The sequence below is a fragment of the Vibrio sp. 14G-20 genome, from assembly GCF_026241515.1.
Lineage (GTDB): Bacteria > Pseudomonadota > Gammaproteobacteria > Enterobacterales > Vibrionaceae > Vibrio.
Map to the genome: position 1 here is coordinate 1 of NZ_JAPHPW010000044.1, position 16,642 is coordinate 16,642.

14 protein-coding genes are annotated in these 16,642 nt (G+C 44.4%); 3 read left to right on the forward strand and 11 right to left on the reverse strand.

From position 1 onward, the window contains the following. The 3 genes from OQJ75_RS21895 to OQJ75_RS21905 form a co-directional block, all read right to left on the reverse strand. Positions 1–3,120, reverse strand: a 3,120-nt coding sequence (locus OQJ75_RS21895) for a FimV/HubP family polar landmark protein (protein WP_266067287.1), incomplete at its 3' end; no start/stop codon positions are given. A gap of 207 nt (positions 3,121–3,327) precedes the next feature. Further along, on the reverse strand, positions 3,328–4,341 hold the full coding sequence (locus OQJ75_RS21900; protein ID WP_265974390.1) for an aspartate-semialdehyde dehydrogenase: 1,014 nt from the start codon (positions 4,339–4,341) through the stop codon (positions 3,328–3,330). Positions 4,342–4,353: 12 nt separating this feature from the next. After that, a complete protein-coding gene (locus OQJ75_RS21905) occupies positions 4,354–5,487 on the reverse strand; it encodes a 4-phosphoerythronate dehydrogenase (protein ID WP_048611503.1) in 1,134 nt (377 codons plus the stop codon). Between the two features lie 86 nt (positions 5,488–5,573). Between OQJ75_RS21905 and OQJ75_RS22555 the strand changes: the two genes are divergently transcribed. Next, on the forward strand, positions 5,574–5,852 hold the full coding sequence (locus OQJ75_RS22555) for a hypothetical protein (RefSeq protein WP_323054482.1): 279 nt from the start codon (positions 5,574–5,576) through the stop codon (positions 5,850–5,852). Positions 5,853–5,957: 105 nt separating this feature from the next. Here OQJ75_RS22555 and fabB read toward each other — a convergent pair whose 3' ends face one another. Next, on the reverse strand, positions 5,958–7,184 hold the full coding sequence (gene fabB, locus OQJ75_RS21910; RefSeq protein WP_265974391.1) for a beta-ketoacyl-ACP synthase I: 1,227 nt from the start codon (positions 7,182–7,184) through the stop codon (positions 5,958–5,960). Positions 7,185–7,312: 128 nt separating this feature from the next. On the opposite strand from fabB, the gene mnmC reads away from it, so the two are divergent. After that, complete coding sequence (gene mnmC / locus OQJ75_RS21915) at positions 7,313–9,391, forward strand: bifunctional tRNA (5-methylaminomethyl-2-thiouridine)(34)-methyltransferase MnmD/FAD-dependent 5-carboxymethylaminomethyl-2-thiouridine(34) oxidoreductase MnmC (RefSeq protein ID WP_265974392.1); 2,079 nt, start codon at positions 7,313–7,315, stop codon at positions 9,389–9,391. A 146-nt stretch (positions 9,392–9,537) separates the two neighbouring features. Here the strand turns inward: mnmC and OQJ75_RS21920 are convergent, their stop codons facing one another. The 3 genes from OQJ75_RS21920 to OQJ75_RS21930 form a co-directional block, all read right to left on the reverse strand. Then, positions 9,538–10,059: an NADPH-dependent FMN reductase gene (locus OQJ75_RS21920; protein ID WP_265974393.1), complete on the reverse strand. Its 522-nt coding sequence runs from the start codon at positions 10,057–10,059 to the stop codon at positions 9,538–9,540. 177 nt (positions 10,060–10,236) lie between these two features. Beyond that, entirely contained in the window at positions 10,237–10,500 is a 264-nt protein-coding gene (locus tag OQJ75_RS21925; RefSeq protein WP_265974394.1) for a YfcL family protein, read from the reverse strand. 9 nt (positions 10,501–10,509) lie between these two features. Further along, positions 10,510–11,040 (reverse strand): elongation factor P hydroxylase, encoded by a 531-nt coding sequence (locus tag OQJ75_RS21930; protein ID WP_265974401.1) that lies wholly within the window; start codon positions 11,038–11,040, stop codon positions 10,510–10,512. A 299-nt stretch (positions 11,041–11,339) separates the two neighbouring features. On the opposite strand from OQJ75_RS21930, the gene OQJ75_RS21935 reads away from it, so the two are divergent. Beyond that, positions 11,340–11,963, forward strand: a complete 624-nt coding sequence (locus tag OQJ75_RS21935; RefSeq protein ID WP_004734183.1) for a trimeric intracellular cation channel family protein — start codon at positions 11,340–11,342, stop codon at positions 11,961–11,963. Positions 11,964–12,071: 108 nt separating this feature from the next. Here OQJ75_RS21935 and aroC read toward each other — a convergent pair whose 3' ends face one another. The 4 genes from aroC to OQJ75_RS21955 all read right to left on the reverse strand — a co-directional run bounded on the left by aroC (position 12,072) and on the right by OQJ75_RS21955 (position 16,600). After that, complete coding sequence (gene aroC / locus OQJ75_RS21940) at positions 12,072–13,157, reverse strand: chorismate synthase (RefSeq protein WP_004734182.1); 1,086 nt, start codon at positions 13,155–13,157, stop codon at positions 12,072–12,074. A gap of 240 nt (positions 13,158–13,397) precedes the next feature. Beyond that, the gene (locus tag OQJ75_RS21945; RefSeq protein ID WP_265974396.1) at positions 13,398–15,581 is read right to left on the reverse strand and encodes a putative Ig domain-containing protein; all 2,184 of its coding nucleotides are present in this window, start codon (positions 15,579–15,581) and stop codon (positions 13,398–13,400) included. 166 nt (positions 15,582–15,747) lie between these two features. Continuing rightward, positions 15,748–16,344, reverse strand: a complete 597-nt coding sequence (locus OQJ75_RS21950) for an ECF-type sigma factor (RefSeq protein ID WP_265974397.1) — start codon at positions 16,342–16,344, stop codon at positions 15,748–15,750. Between the two features lie 118 nt (positions 16,345–16,462). After that, positions 16,463–16,600, reverse strand: coding sequence for a hypothetical protein (locus tag OQJ75_RS21955; protein WP_265974398.1), 138 nt, complete (start codon positions 16,598–16,600; stop codon positions 16,463–16,465). Between the last annotated feature and the right edge of the window lie 42 nt (positions 16,601–16,642).

Below are 16,642 nucleotides of genomic sequence, written 5' to 3' on the forward strand. Positions count from 1 at the left end.
TGGCTCTGGCTCTGGCTCTGGCTCTGGCTCTGGCTCTGGCTCTGGCTCTGGCTCTGGCAAGGATTCAACGACATATTCAAGCTGATCGCTACCTTGGATTTTCGGCTCAAAGTCAAAATCAGAGGTAACGTTCGCTGGCGACTCTACATCGTCGATGGCTTCAGCTAACCAGTCTTCAACCGTCTCTTCATCATCTTCAGAGATATCATTTAAAGAGGATGGTGAAGCTTGCTCTTGTATGTCGGCTTCTTTTGGTTCTTGTGGTGCGATTTCTTCTTGAACTTGCTCTTCAAAAGCTGGTTTGTCAAAATCAGAATTCTCAGATAACAGCGAGTCGATATCCAATTCATCATCTTCAACCGATGATGCGCTTTCTTGCGCTGATACTTCGTTGCTGCCGGAAAGAGACGCTTGCTCTGGTTCAACCGTATTTTCAATTGATGGTTCAACAGGCTCTTCTGTCGCTGACAACAAATCATTGTCATCAGAAGTCATTAACTCATCAATCAACGCTTCGTCTGTTGTTTCTAGCGAGTCATCAAGCAGAACATCCGTTGCCGGTGCGACACCGAACAAATCATCGATAAAGTTATCACGATTAAAGGCTTCATCATTTTCTGGCTTAACGTCAGCGCTGTCTTGAATCAGTTCCGAATTTAACGATTCATCAGTAACGACTTCAGGTTGTGGTGTTTCACTAATGTCCGATGCTTGCTCAGGCTCAACTTCGGATGTTTCAGAGGTTAATGGAGTAAGCTCAACGTCTGAGTCCTTTTCAGGCTCATCGTTGACGTTGTCAAAACCAATGGTTGCGTCTAACTCTTTATCAAACGCCTTCTCTTCAAATTCAAGCTCGTCTTCAATGCCACTTGTCAGTAAGTCATCAAACGGGTCTAGAGATTCTGATTTTGGTGCATCTGCTGAAAGCTCATCATCTGACAATTCACTATCAAGGAAATCATCCAGTAAGTCGGTACTTTCGGCGTCGAGTTCGAAATCGTCATCGTCATCGTCATCGTCAGAATCACCTATCAATTCATCCAAGGTTTCCGTGCTGTCTTCTGCGATGTTGAGGTCATCATCTGTCGATAAACCAGAAAGCTCTTCAAGTTCAGATAAAGAATCAAAGCCTAGAGGCTCACTTTCAGACTCATCACCCAATTCGTCTTCCAACATTTCATCAAGAAGGTCGGTCGAGTTACTTAGATCAACGTCATCACCTGCCAATTGCTCATCAAGCAGGTCAACGCTGTCTTGAGGTTCTTCATCTACGATTGGCTTATCGAACTGAGACAGAATGTTTTCGATATCATCATCAGACGCCAAACCACTGTTTAGGTTAGTGGCAATCTCATCGTCGCTATCGAGGTTGAAAGGGTCATTCGCTTGATCGTTCTGAGCCGCAACCTGGGCAAAGATGTCATCAATATCATCATTCGCTGTCGGTGAAGCTGGCTCAGGGGACTGTTGTTCAGAGATTAGAGCATCAATATCAAAATCGTCATTGCTCAAATCAGCAGGCTTAGTCTCGCTTTGTTGCTCTGAGATAAGCGCATCGATGTCAAAATCATCGCTTGCTGGTGTTTCAGTGTTAGAAGGCGAATCACTTTGCTCTTCCGAAATCAGAGCATCAATATCGAAGCTGTCATCACCTTCGTCATCAAGAGCAAACAGATCATCTAATAAAGATTGATCTAGCTCGTTGGAACCGAGATCTTCAGTTTCAGACTCTTGAGATAGTAAGGCTTCAATGTCATCCGCAGACATTGCGTTATCATCAGAAAGGTCGAAGTCGACATCATCAGTATCGACGGCGCTTTCCGCAGTTTGGTCTAGCGCACGCTCCATCTCTTCAAGACCAAGCGCTTTCTCTTCGCCATTAACACTAATGCCATTGCTGCTGTCTAAGTCTAGATCGTCGAAGTTGGTGTCTAAATCGCCGTTTTCGCCAATGCTGGCAAATGGGTCATCGTCTTCACCATCTAGGTTGAAATCAAGATCAGATTCATCTAAACCGGCAAAGACATCGTCTTCCTCAGCTAGCGCTTGATCGTCAAACAACTTGTTGGCGTCATCTTCCGTACCAAACAAGTCATCGTCTAAAGACAGCTCGTTAAGGTCGTCCATCTCGTCGCCCAATGTAATAGGCGCAACGGTGCTTGGTTCTGGCTGAAGCGGTTGTTCTTGAGTCGCTTGCTGTTGCTCATCATTTTTAGAACGACGGCCTAACAGCATCACAACGATCAAACCAATGAGCAGACCTGGAATAATCGCCAGAGCCGCCACTAACCAACCATTCGATAACAGTTCGTCCATGGCACTTGGTGCCATTTTTTCAATTTCGGCGTTCTTTCTGCGCTCTTCATCAAGCAGTTTTTCAACTTCGCTACGAATGCGGTCTTCATCGCTGAGCTCAGTTTTTAGCTCATCCACTTCCGATTGAACATTCGATAACATCAAACGAAGTTGGTGGTTTTTCTCTTCAAGTGACAGCAGTTCAGTTTCTGAAAGCTCTAGCTGCTTCTCTAACTTGTTCATCTCTTGGGTTGGAGCAGATTGAGCTAGAGATGATTGAGTTGGAGGCAATGGCTTTTTAGCGGTTTCAGTAGTGCTTACTTGCTTAGCAGGAGCAACATTTTTTGCATCAGAACTCGACGCTTTTGGTTTTGAAGCGACAGGCTTACTTGCAGGAGCATCAAGCTTCGCTAGGTGCGAATTCATGATATTGATGGCTTGCTGCGTCGAGCTAGCACGTGTTTGCTCTAAAGAAGGAACACGTAAATTACTGGCAGGCAACAAGCTGTGGATATTCTGGTTTTCAAACGCTTGTGGGTTTAAGCGGTAAATAGCCAACAGGGTTTGTTGGACTGACACGGAGTTATCAGGGCGTAACTTTGAAGCAATAGACCACAATGTTTCTGAGCCGCGAGTTGGACCATAGAAACGTGAAGGCTCAGCGCTATTTGATTGCGCTCTTTGAAGAGGTTCTGAAAACGTAGGCGCTGATTGTATCTGGCCATTAGGCCCTACAACTCGAATGGAATCTGCACGAACAACGGAAATCTGAGTCGCAATGATAAAGGCAAAAGGCATTAACCACGGCTTGAAAATTTGAAACATAAAAGGCTCAGCTAGGTGCTTAAATTCGGAAAAGTGATGATCTATTAAATATATCGGATAAATGACGTAAAACTATAGAGATGAAAACAAAAAATGTGTTGCAGCAACAATATTCGCAGCAATTTCACACAATTTGACTAACAATATTTTTAATCGATTAAAAAAGCCCCACTAAAGAGTGAGGCTTGTTTATCAAAGCAATAAAGCTTAGAAGTAATCGCGAATCAGAACTTCAGCGATTTGAACTGCGTTTGTTGCTGCGCCTTTACGAACGTTATCAGCGACAACCCACATGTTCACGCCACTGTGATGGCTGATGTCATTGCGAATACGACCAACCATTACGTGGTCTTTACCACCTGCATCACGCACTTGAGTTGGGAAGTCTAACGCTTGGAATACTTCAACACCTTCCGTGTTTTCTAGAAGCTGAATAACTTGCTCTGCAGCGATTGGCGCGCGAGTCTCGATGTGTAGAGATTCTGCATGACCATAAAATACTGGTACGCGAACACAAGTCGGGTTCACCGTAATTGAAGAGTCAGCAAAGATCTTTTGAGTTTCCCAAACCATCTTCATCTCTTCACGTGTGTAGCCGTTCTCTGTAAATTCATCGATTTGAGGAATACAGTTGAACGCGATCTGTTGTGAGAATGCTGACTTGTCAGCTGGCATACCATTAAGAAGCTTAGCCGTTTGACCTGCTAGCTCATCGATACCCGGCTTACCTGCACCAGACACAGATTGGTAAGTTGAAACGTTAATACGCTCAAGACCCACTTCATCGTGAATTGGTTTAAGTGCCACTACCATCTGAATAGTAGAACAGTTAGGGTTCGCGATGATGTTGCGATTACGGAACTCAGCAATCGCTTCAGGGTTCACTTCTGGCACAACCAGAGGAACATCGTATTCGTAACGGAAACGTGATGTGTTATCGATAACAACCACACCTTCGTCAGCGGCGATTGGAGCCCAACGTTCTGAAAGCTCGCTACCTGCAGAGAAAAACGCAATATGTACTTGAGACCAATCGAAGTCTTCTACGTTTTGTACTTGTATTGTTTTGCCGTTAAAACGGGAAGTTTTGCCTTCACTACGTTCACTTGCTAGTAAGTGCAGTTCACCGACAGGGAATTTACGCTCTTTAAGTACTTCAAGAATGGTTTCACCAACCGCACCAGTCGCACCTAAAATAGCAATATTAAATTCTTGGCTCATTGTTTCTCTCTTTTATAAAGTTGGCTTTACCATAAAACCGAGTTTAGATAACGGCGTTAAATTACAAGATTCGTCGCCCGTTAACTCGACTGCACTGTACTCTCTGCGGTCCCAATATTCTTTACGCATCTTGTCAAAAGAACCCGGCGTAGCGATATTGCGACGGAATAAGGCGTCGTCTTTGCGCACATCATAGATCAACTGAGTCAAATTGTGCAGTGTTGCTTCATCCCAAGCTCTATCTAATTTCATTTGAGGTACAGGCGCTGTCGGCAATAAGTCGCTTGCATACGCACGCTGTTCAGTACCTAAAAATTCACAATAACTGTTGAAGATCATCGTGGTACCACGCGCTTTACCTTCTAAACCGTAGCCCGCTACGTGAGGCGTTGCAAAAGCGAGTAACGGAAGAAGCTCAAAGTCGACTTCAGGTTCAAACTCAAACACATCAAGAACGGCAGTAAAACCATCAGCTTTTTGCAGGCGAGCTTTTAGCGCTTGGTTATCAACCACAGGACCGCGAGCTGCATTAATCAGGATTTGATCAGCACGTAAGTTGTTCAGCACTTGCTCATTGATCAAGTGATGCGTTGGAAACTCACCCGTCTTAGTGATTGGCGTGTGCAATGTAATAACGTCTGATTGCTCAAGCAGAGTCTCTAGCTCAGTAAATTCGCGAGTATCACCCTCTTGCTGCTTTAGAGGATCGTTCAGCAGAACTTTAATACCAATGCCTTCTAGGCACTTCGCCAAGTAACTGCCCACCTGACCACAGCCGATAATACCAACCGTTTTATCAAAAACAGAGAAGCCTTGTTGCTGCGCAAGCACCATCATCGCACTGAACGCGTACTCAGCAACACCCACCTTGTTACAGCCAGGCGCCGCAGTAAAGAAAATGCCACGCTCTTTCATCAATTCTTGGTCAACATGATCCATACCAGCCGTCGCAGTACCGACAAACTTCAGCTTATTGGCTTTGCTGATCAATGACTCGTTTACCTTGGTAACAGAGCGAATCATCAATGCGTCTACGTCAACTAGGTCGTCAGCTGTTAATGTGCGACCAGACTTCATTGTCACTTCCCCTAGCTGGCTAAAAAGCGCTTCAGCGTAAGGCATATTTTCGTCGATTAAGATTTTCATTTGGCGAGTACTTTTGTTGGGGTCTATCGACCTAAATGTGAATTGAAATGATTGTGCAAAATTCCACACACGGTGTCGAGTAGCAATTGGAATACATTATAAATAAAGGGCTGAATCACCTAACCTTGGCAAACAAGAACCGAACCAAAGTGAACACCCAAGATCAAAAGGCTAAAACGAAAAATGCCCGATTGAATAAACAATCGGGCAAACATCCAGAACAAAAGGATCCTATCTCGCTCTCCAGGAGACAGAGTCTTGCGTCTGTTCAACCAGTACTAACCAAGGTCAGTACTGGTCAAGCTCTGGAAACCTTTCAATTTCTATACCCAGATTTAAAAACACGTTTACAAACCTACGTCTAAAAACTTTGTTCTGATGGTCATTATTACTGGGTGGCCTGTGCGTGTTGCATCGGCACTAGCGCAACCCTTTAACGATTAACCTTGTCTCTGTAACTCAAGCCTAAGTTAAGCTTGGTACTTTTTGATTACTAGCGTTGCGTTCGTACCGCCAAAACCAAAGCTGTTAGACATAACCGTTGTTAACTCTTGATCACGAGCTTCAGTTACGATGTCTAGACCTGCGCCTGCTTCGTCTAGGTTTGCAACGTTAATGCTTGGTGCGATAAAACCGTTATCAAGCATTAGTGTTGAGTAAATTGCTTCGTGTACACCAGCCGCACCTAGAGCGTGACCTGTCATCGCTTTAGTTGCTGAGATTGCTGGGCTGTTGCCACCGCCATTACCTTGAGAGAAAACTTCTTGGATAGCACCTAGCTCTTTAACGTCACCAACTGGAGTTGAAGTACCGTGAGTGTTCACGTAGTCAACGCCATCAACGTTTTGCATTGCCATCTTCATACAACGAACCGCGCCTTCACCAGAAGGAGCAACCATGTCGTAGCCATCTGAAGTTGCGCCGTAACCCACGATCTCGCCGTAGATTTTAGCGCCACGAGCAACTGCGTGCTCAAGCTCTTCGATTACTAGCATGCCGCCGCCACCAGAGATAACGAAACCGTCACGGTCTGCATCGTAAGTACGAGAAGCCAATTCTGGAGTGTCGTTGTACTTAGTAGAAAGTGCGCCCATTGCGTCGAACATCATAGTCAGAGACCAATCCAGTTCTTCACCGCCACCTGCGAATACAACGTCTTGTTTACCCAGTTGGATAAGCTCCATTGCGTGACCAATACAGTGTGCAGATGTCGCACATGCAGAACTCATAGAGTAGTTCACGCCACGGATTTTGAATGGTGTAGCAAGACAAGCAGAAACCGTAGAAGCCATTGTACGTGGAACCATGTATGGACCAACGCGCTTAACGCCTTTTTCACGGATGATGTCTACTGCGTTAACTTGGTTTAGAGATGAAGCACCACCTGAACCCGCAACGATACCAGTGCGGTCATTAGATACTTGATCTTCAGTTAAACCAGAGTCAGCAATTGCTTGCTCCATTGAAAGATATGCGAATGCCGCTGCATCACCCATAAAGCGCATTTTTTTGCGATCGATATGGTCAGCAGGGTTCATTTTCAGGTTACCCCAAACTTGAGAGCGCAAGCCATTTTCCTTGAACTGCTCTGAAGCGGTAATACCAGATTTACCCTCTTTCAGTGATGCTAAAACTTCTTCGACGTTGTTACCGATACTTGAAACAATACCCATACCGGTGATTACGACTCGTTTCATGTGACATTCCTATAATTCTAAATTCAGCTAGATGATAACTAAGAAGCCTAACAAAAGTGGTCAGCTTTCCTAGAAATTCGTACAATCCCTACCAACATATCGCTTCAAATCACAAAATGATAGATTTTATGACTTCAATTACTAATGCAGAACTGGAATGGAATGAGTCTGGCACGCCAGTTTCAGACCAATTTGACGACGTTTACTTCTCTAATGTTAACGGTTTAGAAGAAACTCGCTACGTCTTTTTAAAACAAAACCACCTTCCAGAGCGTTGGCTTGAACATCAACAACGCCGTTTTGTGATAGCTGAAACCGGTTTTGGTACAGGTTTGAACTTTCTCGCAGTCTGGCAATGGTTCGATGCTTTTATTAAAGATAACCCACAAGCGATGACCAAAGAGTTACATTTCATCAGTTTTGAAAAATATCCTTTAAATAAAGATGATCTGATCAAAGCGCACCAGTCTTGGCCTGAATTAGCCCAGTATGCGACGCAACTCCAAGAACACTATCCGATTGCACTACCTGAATGTCACCGCATTGTGTTGGGCGATGGCGCGATCACACTCGATTTATGGTTTGGTGATATTAAAGATTGTATGCCAAACGTGCCTACCCCGCAGGAAGGTTTGGTTGACGCTTGGTTCTTAGATGGCTTTGCGCCAAGTAAGAACCCTGAAATGTGGAATCAAAACCTATTTAACGGCATGGCCAAATTGGCAAAACAAGATTGCAGCTGTGCAACGTTTACCGCTGCTGGTTTTGTTCGCCGTGGTTTAATCGAAGCTGGCTTTGCGATGAAAAAGGTCAAAGGCTTTGGTACTAAGCGAGAAATGATTGCAGGCCGACTTGGCGAAAAGCACGCTCACACCAATATCAAACCTTGGTATGGCCTCGCTCAACACAGTGATTCACAAGACATAGCTATTATTGGTGGTGGTGTAGCCAGTGCTGCACTTGCAAAAACGTTAAGCCGACGCGGTAAAGACATCACGCTTTATTGTGAACACCAACAAGCCGCTGGAAATGCCTCGGGCAACAACCAAGGTGCGATTTACCCGTTATTGAGTGAAGCGACATCGAACGTGTCTCGCGTGTTTGGCCCAGGGTTACTGTTTGCTCGTCAATTTATTAATCAAGCGGCTCTGTCTGTTCAATTTGATCACAGCTGGTGTGGCGTGAACATTTTGATGTGGGATGAAGGCTCCATTAAAAAACTCAACCGCATGTTGGAAGGCAACTTCCACACCGACCTGATTCAACGTTTATCGCCAGACCAAGCCAACGAAAAGATTGGTTTACCGGTCGATAAAGAGAGTGTTTACTTCCCACTGGGTGGGTGGTTAAGTCCTCTACAACTGACACAAGGCTTGATCGAAAAGTTAGAAGATACCGACCAAGTGAGCGCGCACTATCAACATCAAGTCACTCAACTTGAGTGGCTCGAAGTTGAACAACAATGGCAACTCACCATTGAGACACCACAAGGTGAGGTTCAAACCAAGCATGACCAAGTGGTTGTTGCGAACGGCCACAAGTTCACCCAGTTTAAGCAGACTCAACCTGTACCTCTAACTCCGGTTAAAGGCCAAGTAAGCCATATTCCGACCACGGAAAACTTAACCAAGCTAAAAACCGTGTTGTGCTTTGATGGTTACCTAACGCCGCAAAACCCCAATAACGGTCACCACTGTATTGGTGCTAACTACGACAAAACCAATATTGACCAAGAGTTTGATATTGAGGTTCAGCAACATAATGGTGAGCGCCTGCACGGATCGCTACCAGACCAAGAGTGGACAAAAGATGTCGATACCAATGGCAACCTAGCGCGCCAAGGTATCCGTAGTGTGAGCCGTGATCACTTGCCTTTTGTCGGAAACGTGGGTGATTTCGAATCAATCAAAGAGCAGTATCAAGACCTGCACAACTTTAACCCACAACGTGACTCGGTTGATGATATTCAGACGGTAACAAACTTCCCTAACCTGTACTGCTTTATCGGGCTGGGTTCGCGCGGTTTAAGCTCTGCTCCATTGTTAGCTGAAGTATTAGCATCGCAAATCTGTGGCGATCCGCTTCCTTTGCCTGTTGATGTGCTTGAAGCCATTCATCCAAGTCGAATGTGGGTGCGCAGACTGCGTAAAGGTAAAGCATTAACCGCTGGCTGGGTTGCTGATAAGCACTCAAAAACAAACCAGTAGTTTCTAGTTCAACTATTCTGAACATCTAAAACATCTGAATATTGGAAATACCTGAAACTAAAAGCTAAAAAGCCCGGGCGACATTATGTCCCTCGGGCTTTTGTTGTTCGTGTTATTCTAAATCGATTTTTTAAACTGCTCGATGTTTACAGCTTAGCAACCGCGTCTTTGATCTGCTGAGCAATCTCTTCGTTGCTGATAGAACCAGACTCAAAATCAAAGTTATCGTAGAAGCTTGGTACTGAAAGGGACGCTTTTACGTTGCCGCCAAAGTATGGCGCTGAGCCTGTTGCTGCTCCAAGTACCGTTTGTGCGCCACCAGGACCCGGTGAAGTCGCTAGGTATACCGCTGGCTTCTCGCCAAACACTGAGCGATCAATGCGTGTCGCCCAATCAAATAGGTTTTTGTACGCTGCAGGATAGTGACCGTTGTGTTCGGCAAACGAGATAACGAATGCATCGGCTTCCGCTAGGTCACGTAAAAATGCTTGAGCGCCTTCCGCTTGGCCAATCTCTTTTTCAGTGTCTTCACTGAACATAGGTACATTGTAATCGGTAATGTTTAGGACTTTTACTTCAGCACCTTCAATCAAGTTGGCTGCGTAAGTTGCTAGTGCTTTATTGATAGAGGTAGAGCTTGTGCTTGCGCCAAATGCGATAACTTTCATGATGTGACCTTTTCTATAGTTCCGTTAAGTGGGATTAGAATAACGTAGTCAGGAAATGGAACCATCACAAGAAATGAACAGACTCATTCAAAAATTTCGAATGAGTCTCAAATAAACCAGTTCGCTCAACAAAATGGAAAGGAAGGGACTGAGCGGCTAACGATAAATGACGAGCAGTTACGCTTGGTTTTGCAGTTCAACCCAAAGGTCATTAACGATAGTGCGGTCTGCTGGCGTTAGTTCAGAGCGAGCGTCATCTAAGCTCTTCTCAATACGTGCTTTTACTTCTGCTACGTCTTCAATACCATCTTCTTCACATGAAGCCACTGAAAGAGAAATATGACCACGTAAGTAACCACCAGCAAACAGTTCATCGTCTGATGCGTTTTCAATGCGAGCATCAATTAATTCAAGTAGTTTTTCTTCAAATTCGATAATCATAATATTCTCTTATTTCACAATAAATTGGCTAGTACATAAAGGTTCAACGTCGTAGAAGCTACGTAATGCTTCAGAGAGCATTTTCACGCGAGGCGGAAGACCAACTTCAAAGATACCCATGACTTCGCTGTGTACTTTATTCATAAAGGCCAAACGATCTGGCTCAAAATCGCCGTGTAGATTGTCACAGCTGACATTAAAAGGAAAGCCTGCACTGGTCGCAATGATCCATTCGTACGCTTGTGGGCGAATTTCCACTTTTTCAAACTCAGCTTGAACCGACTCAGTGCGACCATCAGGCTCATACCAATAGCCAAAATCTTCCAACAAACGACGCTCAGGACCAGCGACACACCAGTGTGCTATTTCGTGAAGTGCTGACGCGTAAAAGCCGCGAGCAAATACGATACGGTGGTGAGATATCTGTTCATCGGCTGGCAAGTAAATAGGTTCGTCTGCACCCAGTTCGAGCTTGGTATTATAGCTCTCGAAAAAGGTCTGATTGAAAATATCGATGATGTCTGGGTATTGGTGCGTCATAAAATCAAATTTAAGTAAAAAGAACTGGGGCATTTTGCGTTTTTTTAAGAGCTCGGTAAAGCCCTATCACGGGCAATGGCATTAGCTTGACCCCAATATTTTACCGTGACAATCGATTGCAGATCCCAGATTACACTACTTTGAGGTGAATGATTAGTTTAGCTAATCTGAAAAGCCCATTCACGGTATAAATATTCATTCGTCAATCAGCGTTTTTACTACTACACTCGCGCTTCATTTTTATATCCCTATGGCCTATAAGACTCCAATCTATAGACCTATATTATAGAGCTACAGCAATGCTACTAAGTGTTTTGTATATCATTGGCATCACGGCAGAAGCCATGACCGGCGCTCTCAGTGCTGGTAAACAAAAAATGGATTGGTTTGGTGTAATGTTGGTTGCGAGTGCAACGGCAATTGGCGGCGGTACAGTACGAGATATCTTACTCGGCCATTACCCTTTAGGTTGGGTTGAAAACCCGCAGTATCTGGCAATCACCTGTATCGCAGGTGTAATTACAACCGGACTGGCTAAATGGGTAATCAAGCTCAAAGGGCTATTCATTCGTTTAGATGCGCTGGGACTTATCGTATTCAGTATCATTGGTACTAAAGTAGCGATGACCATGGGTCTGCACCCAATGATTTGTATGGTGTCAGCATTAGTGACTGGCGTGTTTGGTGGCCTACTGCGCGATCTTATCTGTCGTCAAACTCCATTGGTTTTGCATGAAGAACTGTATGCGTCTGTTGCCCTTGTTGCTTCAGGTTTATACCTAGGTTTGCTTGAGCTTGGCATTAACGACGTAACAGCAACGATTGTTACGCTTGTGGTTGGCTACTTGCTGCGTATGGCTGCCGTAAGATTCAAATGGCGCTTGCCTTCGTTCCAGCTTGATCCTGAAAGCTCTGTGCATTAGATATTTTCAATGACGCAGAATATAAAAAGGGTTGCTTCATTACGAAGCAACCCTTTTTTGTTTCTATCAGATCAGTTTCAACTCTGTTCTGAATAAAACGAAGCAGAACTAGATTTTTGGCGTTTCAGTTGTCACACCAAAGTTTTGACCACGGTGACGTAGCAAGTGGTCAAGCAGCACGATAGCCAGCATTGCTTCTGCAATAGGCACCGCACGGATACCAACACATGGATCGTGACGACCTTTAGTGATTAGCTGCGTTGCTTCACCGTCTTTAGTGATCGTGTCACCAGGAACGGTAATGCTTGATGTTGGTTTAAGCGCAATGCTTGCCACAATATCTTGGCCAGTAGAAATACCACCTAAGATACCGCCAGCATGGTTGCTGCTGAAACCTTCTGGGGTTAATGGATCACGGTGTTCACTACCGCGTTGATTAACCACATCAAAGCCATCACCAATCTCAACACCTTTCACCGCATTGATGCTCATTAGAGCGTGCGCGATGTCTGCATCTAAACGATCAAAGATTGGCTCACCAAGGCCTACAGGCACTTTAGTCGCAACCACTTGAATCTTCGCACCAATCGAGTTGCCTTCTTTTAGCAAGTCACGAATCAGTTGGTCAAATTCCGGTACTTTGTCGGCATCTGGACAGAAGAAAGCGTTGTTTTCAATCTCGTTCCAATCCACTTTATCAATTGAGATATCACCCATTTGAGAAAGGTAAGCTTGGATTTCAACACCAAATTCTTGTTTTAGGTATTTCTTCGCAATTGCACCTGCCGCTACACGCATTGCAGTTTCACGAGCTGAAGAACGACCACCACCACGGTAATCACGCACACCGTACTTTTGATGGTACGTATAGTCAGCGTGTCCAGGGCGGAACTTGTCTTTAATTTCGGAATAGTCTTTAGAGCGTTGGTCTGTATTTTCAATCAATAGACCAATAGAAGTGCCCGTAGTTTGGCCTTCAAATACACCTGATAAGATTTTCACTTCATCCGCTTCACGGCGAGCCGTTGTATAGCGAGAAGTACCAGGGCGACGACGATCCAAATCTCTTTGAAGGTCTGCTTCGGTAATTTCTAATCCTGGTGGGCACCCATCTACGATACATCCTAGTGCGATACCGTGACTTTCTCCGAACGTGGTCACGCGGAAATGTTGTCCGATACTGTTTCCTGCCATTACTTCCTCTAAATCAGCTATTGAGCAGAAGGTTTGATTCCCAAACCGACTGGCTAACAGCTTTACTTGTCTATTCTTCGTGAATTCATAGTGGCTTTATTACCAAATGATGTAAACCCCAAAAAACGAACAATTGTCAGTTTATCGAAAAATAAAAAAGGAAGCCCATCACTAGGCCTCCTTGTTTCAATATATTTGATTTGCTTCGCATTCAATATGCGACTAACTCAAACGTTCAAATTAATCGTCGTTCGATGAACCATCCCACACCATATTAAAGTTCACATCGGTAATGTACTGACTCCAGTCATCACTGATTTTGCCAATGATGCTGTAGTTTTCATCTAATTCAAGTGAATGACTATTATTCAATCCAAACAGGAATGAAAGTACCGCATTCGGTGTATCGCCTTCATATACATCGTCACAAAATTGTGGGTGTAAAGTGTAGCCGTTGTTTGCTGAAATGGATTCAGACGTCACAGTGAACCTCTCAAAGATAGCCGCATCGCCATTGTGCGAGCTCAACAATCCATCACAGCTAATACCATTCATCCACACCTTAATATAGTCGTGTGAATTATCAGGTGAAAGTTCTGCTGTACTCATCTGTAATGAGGTCGAAATTAACTCGTATTGGTGGTCTTGTTCACCAGGCCAATATAGGTAAGCATCCCGTAACTCAGGGCCGTCACTTGATTTCAGTTGGATACGCTTTTCTGCATCAGCCTTGTTACTAAATCCAACATAACGACTTGATTCCCCTTCCTCAGTCCAGAGCATAGTCAGCGCACCTTGTGAGATTAGGTTAGTATCATAATCGTTGGTGACATCATAAAGCATGGTCATCGTTTCTTCGTCATCGACAAATGAACCCACTAGCGTGTCACCTTCAATAACGTACGTACCAACTTTCAAAGTCGCCTCTGTCGTACATTCCATCTTATTACTCAGGTCACGGTCATTGTAGAAGATCTCACCATCTTCAAAACGCACTGTGTCACACCAAACTTGAGCGTAATTCGTTCCATTTGAGCCTCGCTCAAGGAAGTACCATGTATTGTCTTCCAGTGGGTGACCATCCACTGGCGGCAATGGTGACTCTTCGATAACCGGGAAGCTAAACGTTGCTGCAACCCAATCACTGTTAACGCCATCATTGACTGAGACTGTCAGTGTTTCAGCGTTTGCCGCAGCAGGACGTGGAATCAAACCAGAGAAACTCACCATGCCTTGCTCGCTTACTAGAGCATTAAAGCCCGTTCGAGCAGTCGTTGATAGCGTCGTTTCCACTTTGTAGTTTAAGGCGTCACCATCTTGATCTATGAATAGCGCACTTACATCCAGTGTATCGGTTAGCGACTCGCCTTCCGTGATTAACCACGTATTCATTGTCAACTGCAGGTTTGCAAGCTCGTTCTCGTCAACCACAGGAAGTTGGTTGTCAGTTAAAACAGTTACTTCAAAGGTCAGTGGGTATGAACGTGCCTCGTGCTCATCGGTCGCAAAGATATGGTAAACAAAGCTGCCTGCACCCTCTGGTTCACCCGTGATCATGCCTGTTTCCGAGTCTATAGACAGACCATTATTACCATCACCATCAACGACCATCATAGTGAAGGACATGTCATCACCTTCAGCATCTTGGAATTTATCGCTGACATTGTATGGACGCCAAGCTTCACCCAGCGTCAATTCAACGGGTTCAGTGGTACCGACAACTTTTGGTCGGGTGTTTGGTATAACGATGATATCGCCGCCACCCGGTGGAATATTAACAATTGGCGAGTAATCATCAAGCGTTTGGTCATCGGCTTCAATGATCTCTTGTGTTGCTTCTGCCATAGCTTCAGTCAGCTTCAGCTTAGTTTCGATATCTTCGTCAGAATGATCGACCAGCACTTCGCCAATCAAATTAAGTGCTTCTGCTTGCTCTGAGGTATCTGCAATGTAGTCACCAAAGATAAGTGCTTGTGACACCTCAAGACCATCATCGCCGGTGATAGCAGCAACTACTTGTTCCTCAGCGTCAGCTATTGTCAACTCCGAGTCTTCAGCAAGAAGCTTGTTCACCATGTTAGTCATAGGGTTGATGATTGTGCCACTGCCCACATTTGCCAGCGTGAAGTCGTGTTGAACTAGACCACGGTTGCTATCTACCGTTTGCCCAGCGACCGCATTCACACAGACAACTGCATTGCGGTGCTCCAAGCTCAGGCTTGCTTGACCTTTGTCGTCTGTTTTGCCTTGAGATAGATCACATACGCCATCTTGAGTACTGTCGACGAAGACATTGGCATTGGCCAAATAGCCATCAATAGCAGTGATAGAAAACGTCGTTGGGTTGCTCGACGAATCGCTGTCTGAACCACACCCAACCAGAGCCATTGCAATTGACGCTGCGAGCAAGCCTTGCTTTTTCATTATTATTCCTTATTAAACCTATTTAATGAGTCTTCATACAGCCAACCTCAGTAGGCTGTGATAGTTAAAACATCACTATTTTTAGAGGTTTACTTGGAACTCGCAAGGCACAGGGAATAATGGAAAACTCGTAAAATAATTTCTGAATTTTTCCAATTATGAGAAGTTAAGCAGCCAATCGATCATGCAGCCAACCTTTGGCAAATTTTAAATCTTTTTCAATTAAGCTGGGACTACAATCAAGCAGTTCACTGATTTCCTTATGCTTGAGACCAATGTAATATTTTAATTTTAGTACATTAGATTGACGTGGGTAGCGCTCAGTAAAATCTATCAATGACTTCTCCAACGCAATGCGTTTATCAACGGGCAGACATTCAATCGAAAGTGCATTCTCCATACGCATTAAATTGTCCTCTTGACGCTTATCAGCCTTTAGCGCCCAAGAATCATTTATAAGAATATGCTGCATAGCTTTAACAGCCATTAAAAAAAAATCTCGCGTCCCCTCTATTTCTCCTTTCCCAACAGAGCCTACCTTCAAATAAGCCTCATGGATCAATGTAGTCGTAGTTGTGCTCGAATCCATAAGAGGTTCATTAAATACCTTTGCACATTTATAACGTCGTACTTGAGCTAACTCTTTAAGCCGAAAATAAGCAAAACGATACAATTCAGCTTCCGATTGCTTGCAGCCCTGTTGCCATTGATAAATGAGAGCGGTAAGACCCTCTCGAACCTGCGGTCTTTTAATTGTCGACACAGCTTTACCTCTTTAAACAATCATAAGAGAAGTCACCACAAGTAAACCAATAGGTTCCATGTCCTCTGTGGCAACCCAAGAATCGAATACTCCTTCACCAATTAAATCCTCACGCTCACTAAATAACGTCTTCAACGTGAACATCTGGGTCGACGATATTTACATTGCGAGAGCGGATAACTTCATCCCAATCAAGTAAGGTATGGCTTAATGGGTAAGCCTTTGATGTGACGTCATATATAACTGTAGTGGTCAACTAAAATTGGCCACGGTTTTAGAGTTTTCCCAATATAATCGT

What these genes read in the sequence shown, in the direction of transcription:
- OQJ75_RS21900 (WP_265974390.1), bottom strand. Translation starts at nt 4,341, where the DNA reads ATGAGCCAAGAATTTAATATTGCTATTTTAGGTGCGACTGGTGCGGTT.
- OQJ75_RS21905 (WP_048611503.1), bottom strand. Translation starts at nt 5,487, where the DNA reads ATGAAAATCTTAATCGACGAAAATATGCCTTACGCTGAAGCGCTTTTT.
- fabB (WP_265974391.1), bottom strand. Translation starts at nt 7,184, where the DNA reads ATGAAACGAGTCGTAATCACCGGTATGGGTATTGTTTCAAGTATCGGT.
- mnmC (WP_265974392.1), top strand. Translation starts at nt 7,313, where the DNA reads ATGACTTCAATTACTAATGCAGAACTGGAATGGAATGAGTCTGGCACG.
- OQJ75_RS21920 (WP_265974393.1), bottom strand. Translation starts at nt 10,059, where the DNA reads ATGAAAGTTATCGCATTTGGCGCAAGCACAAGCTCTACCTCTATCAAT.
- OQJ75_RS21925 (WP_265974394.1), bottom strand. Translation starts at nt 10,500, where the DNA reads ATGATTATCGAATTTGAAGAAAAACTACTTGAATTAATTGATGCTCGC.
- OQJ75_RS21930 (WP_265974401.1), bottom strand. Translation starts at nt 11,040, where the DNA reads ATGACGCACCAATACCCAGACATCATCGATATTTTCAATCAGACCTTT.
- OQJ75_RS21935 (WP_004734183.1), top strand. Translation starts at nt 11,340, where the DNA reads ATGCTACTAAGTGTTTTGTATATCATTGGCATCACGGCAGAAGCCATG.
- aroC (WP_004734182.1), bottom strand. Translation starts at nt 13,157, where the DNA reads ATGGCAGGAAACAGTATCGGACAACATTTCCGCGTGACCACGTTCGGA.
- OQJ75_RS21945 (WP_265974396.1), bottom strand. Translation starts at nt 15,581, where the DNA reads ATGAAAAAGCAAGGCTTGCTCGCAGCGTCAATTGCAATGGCTCTGGTT.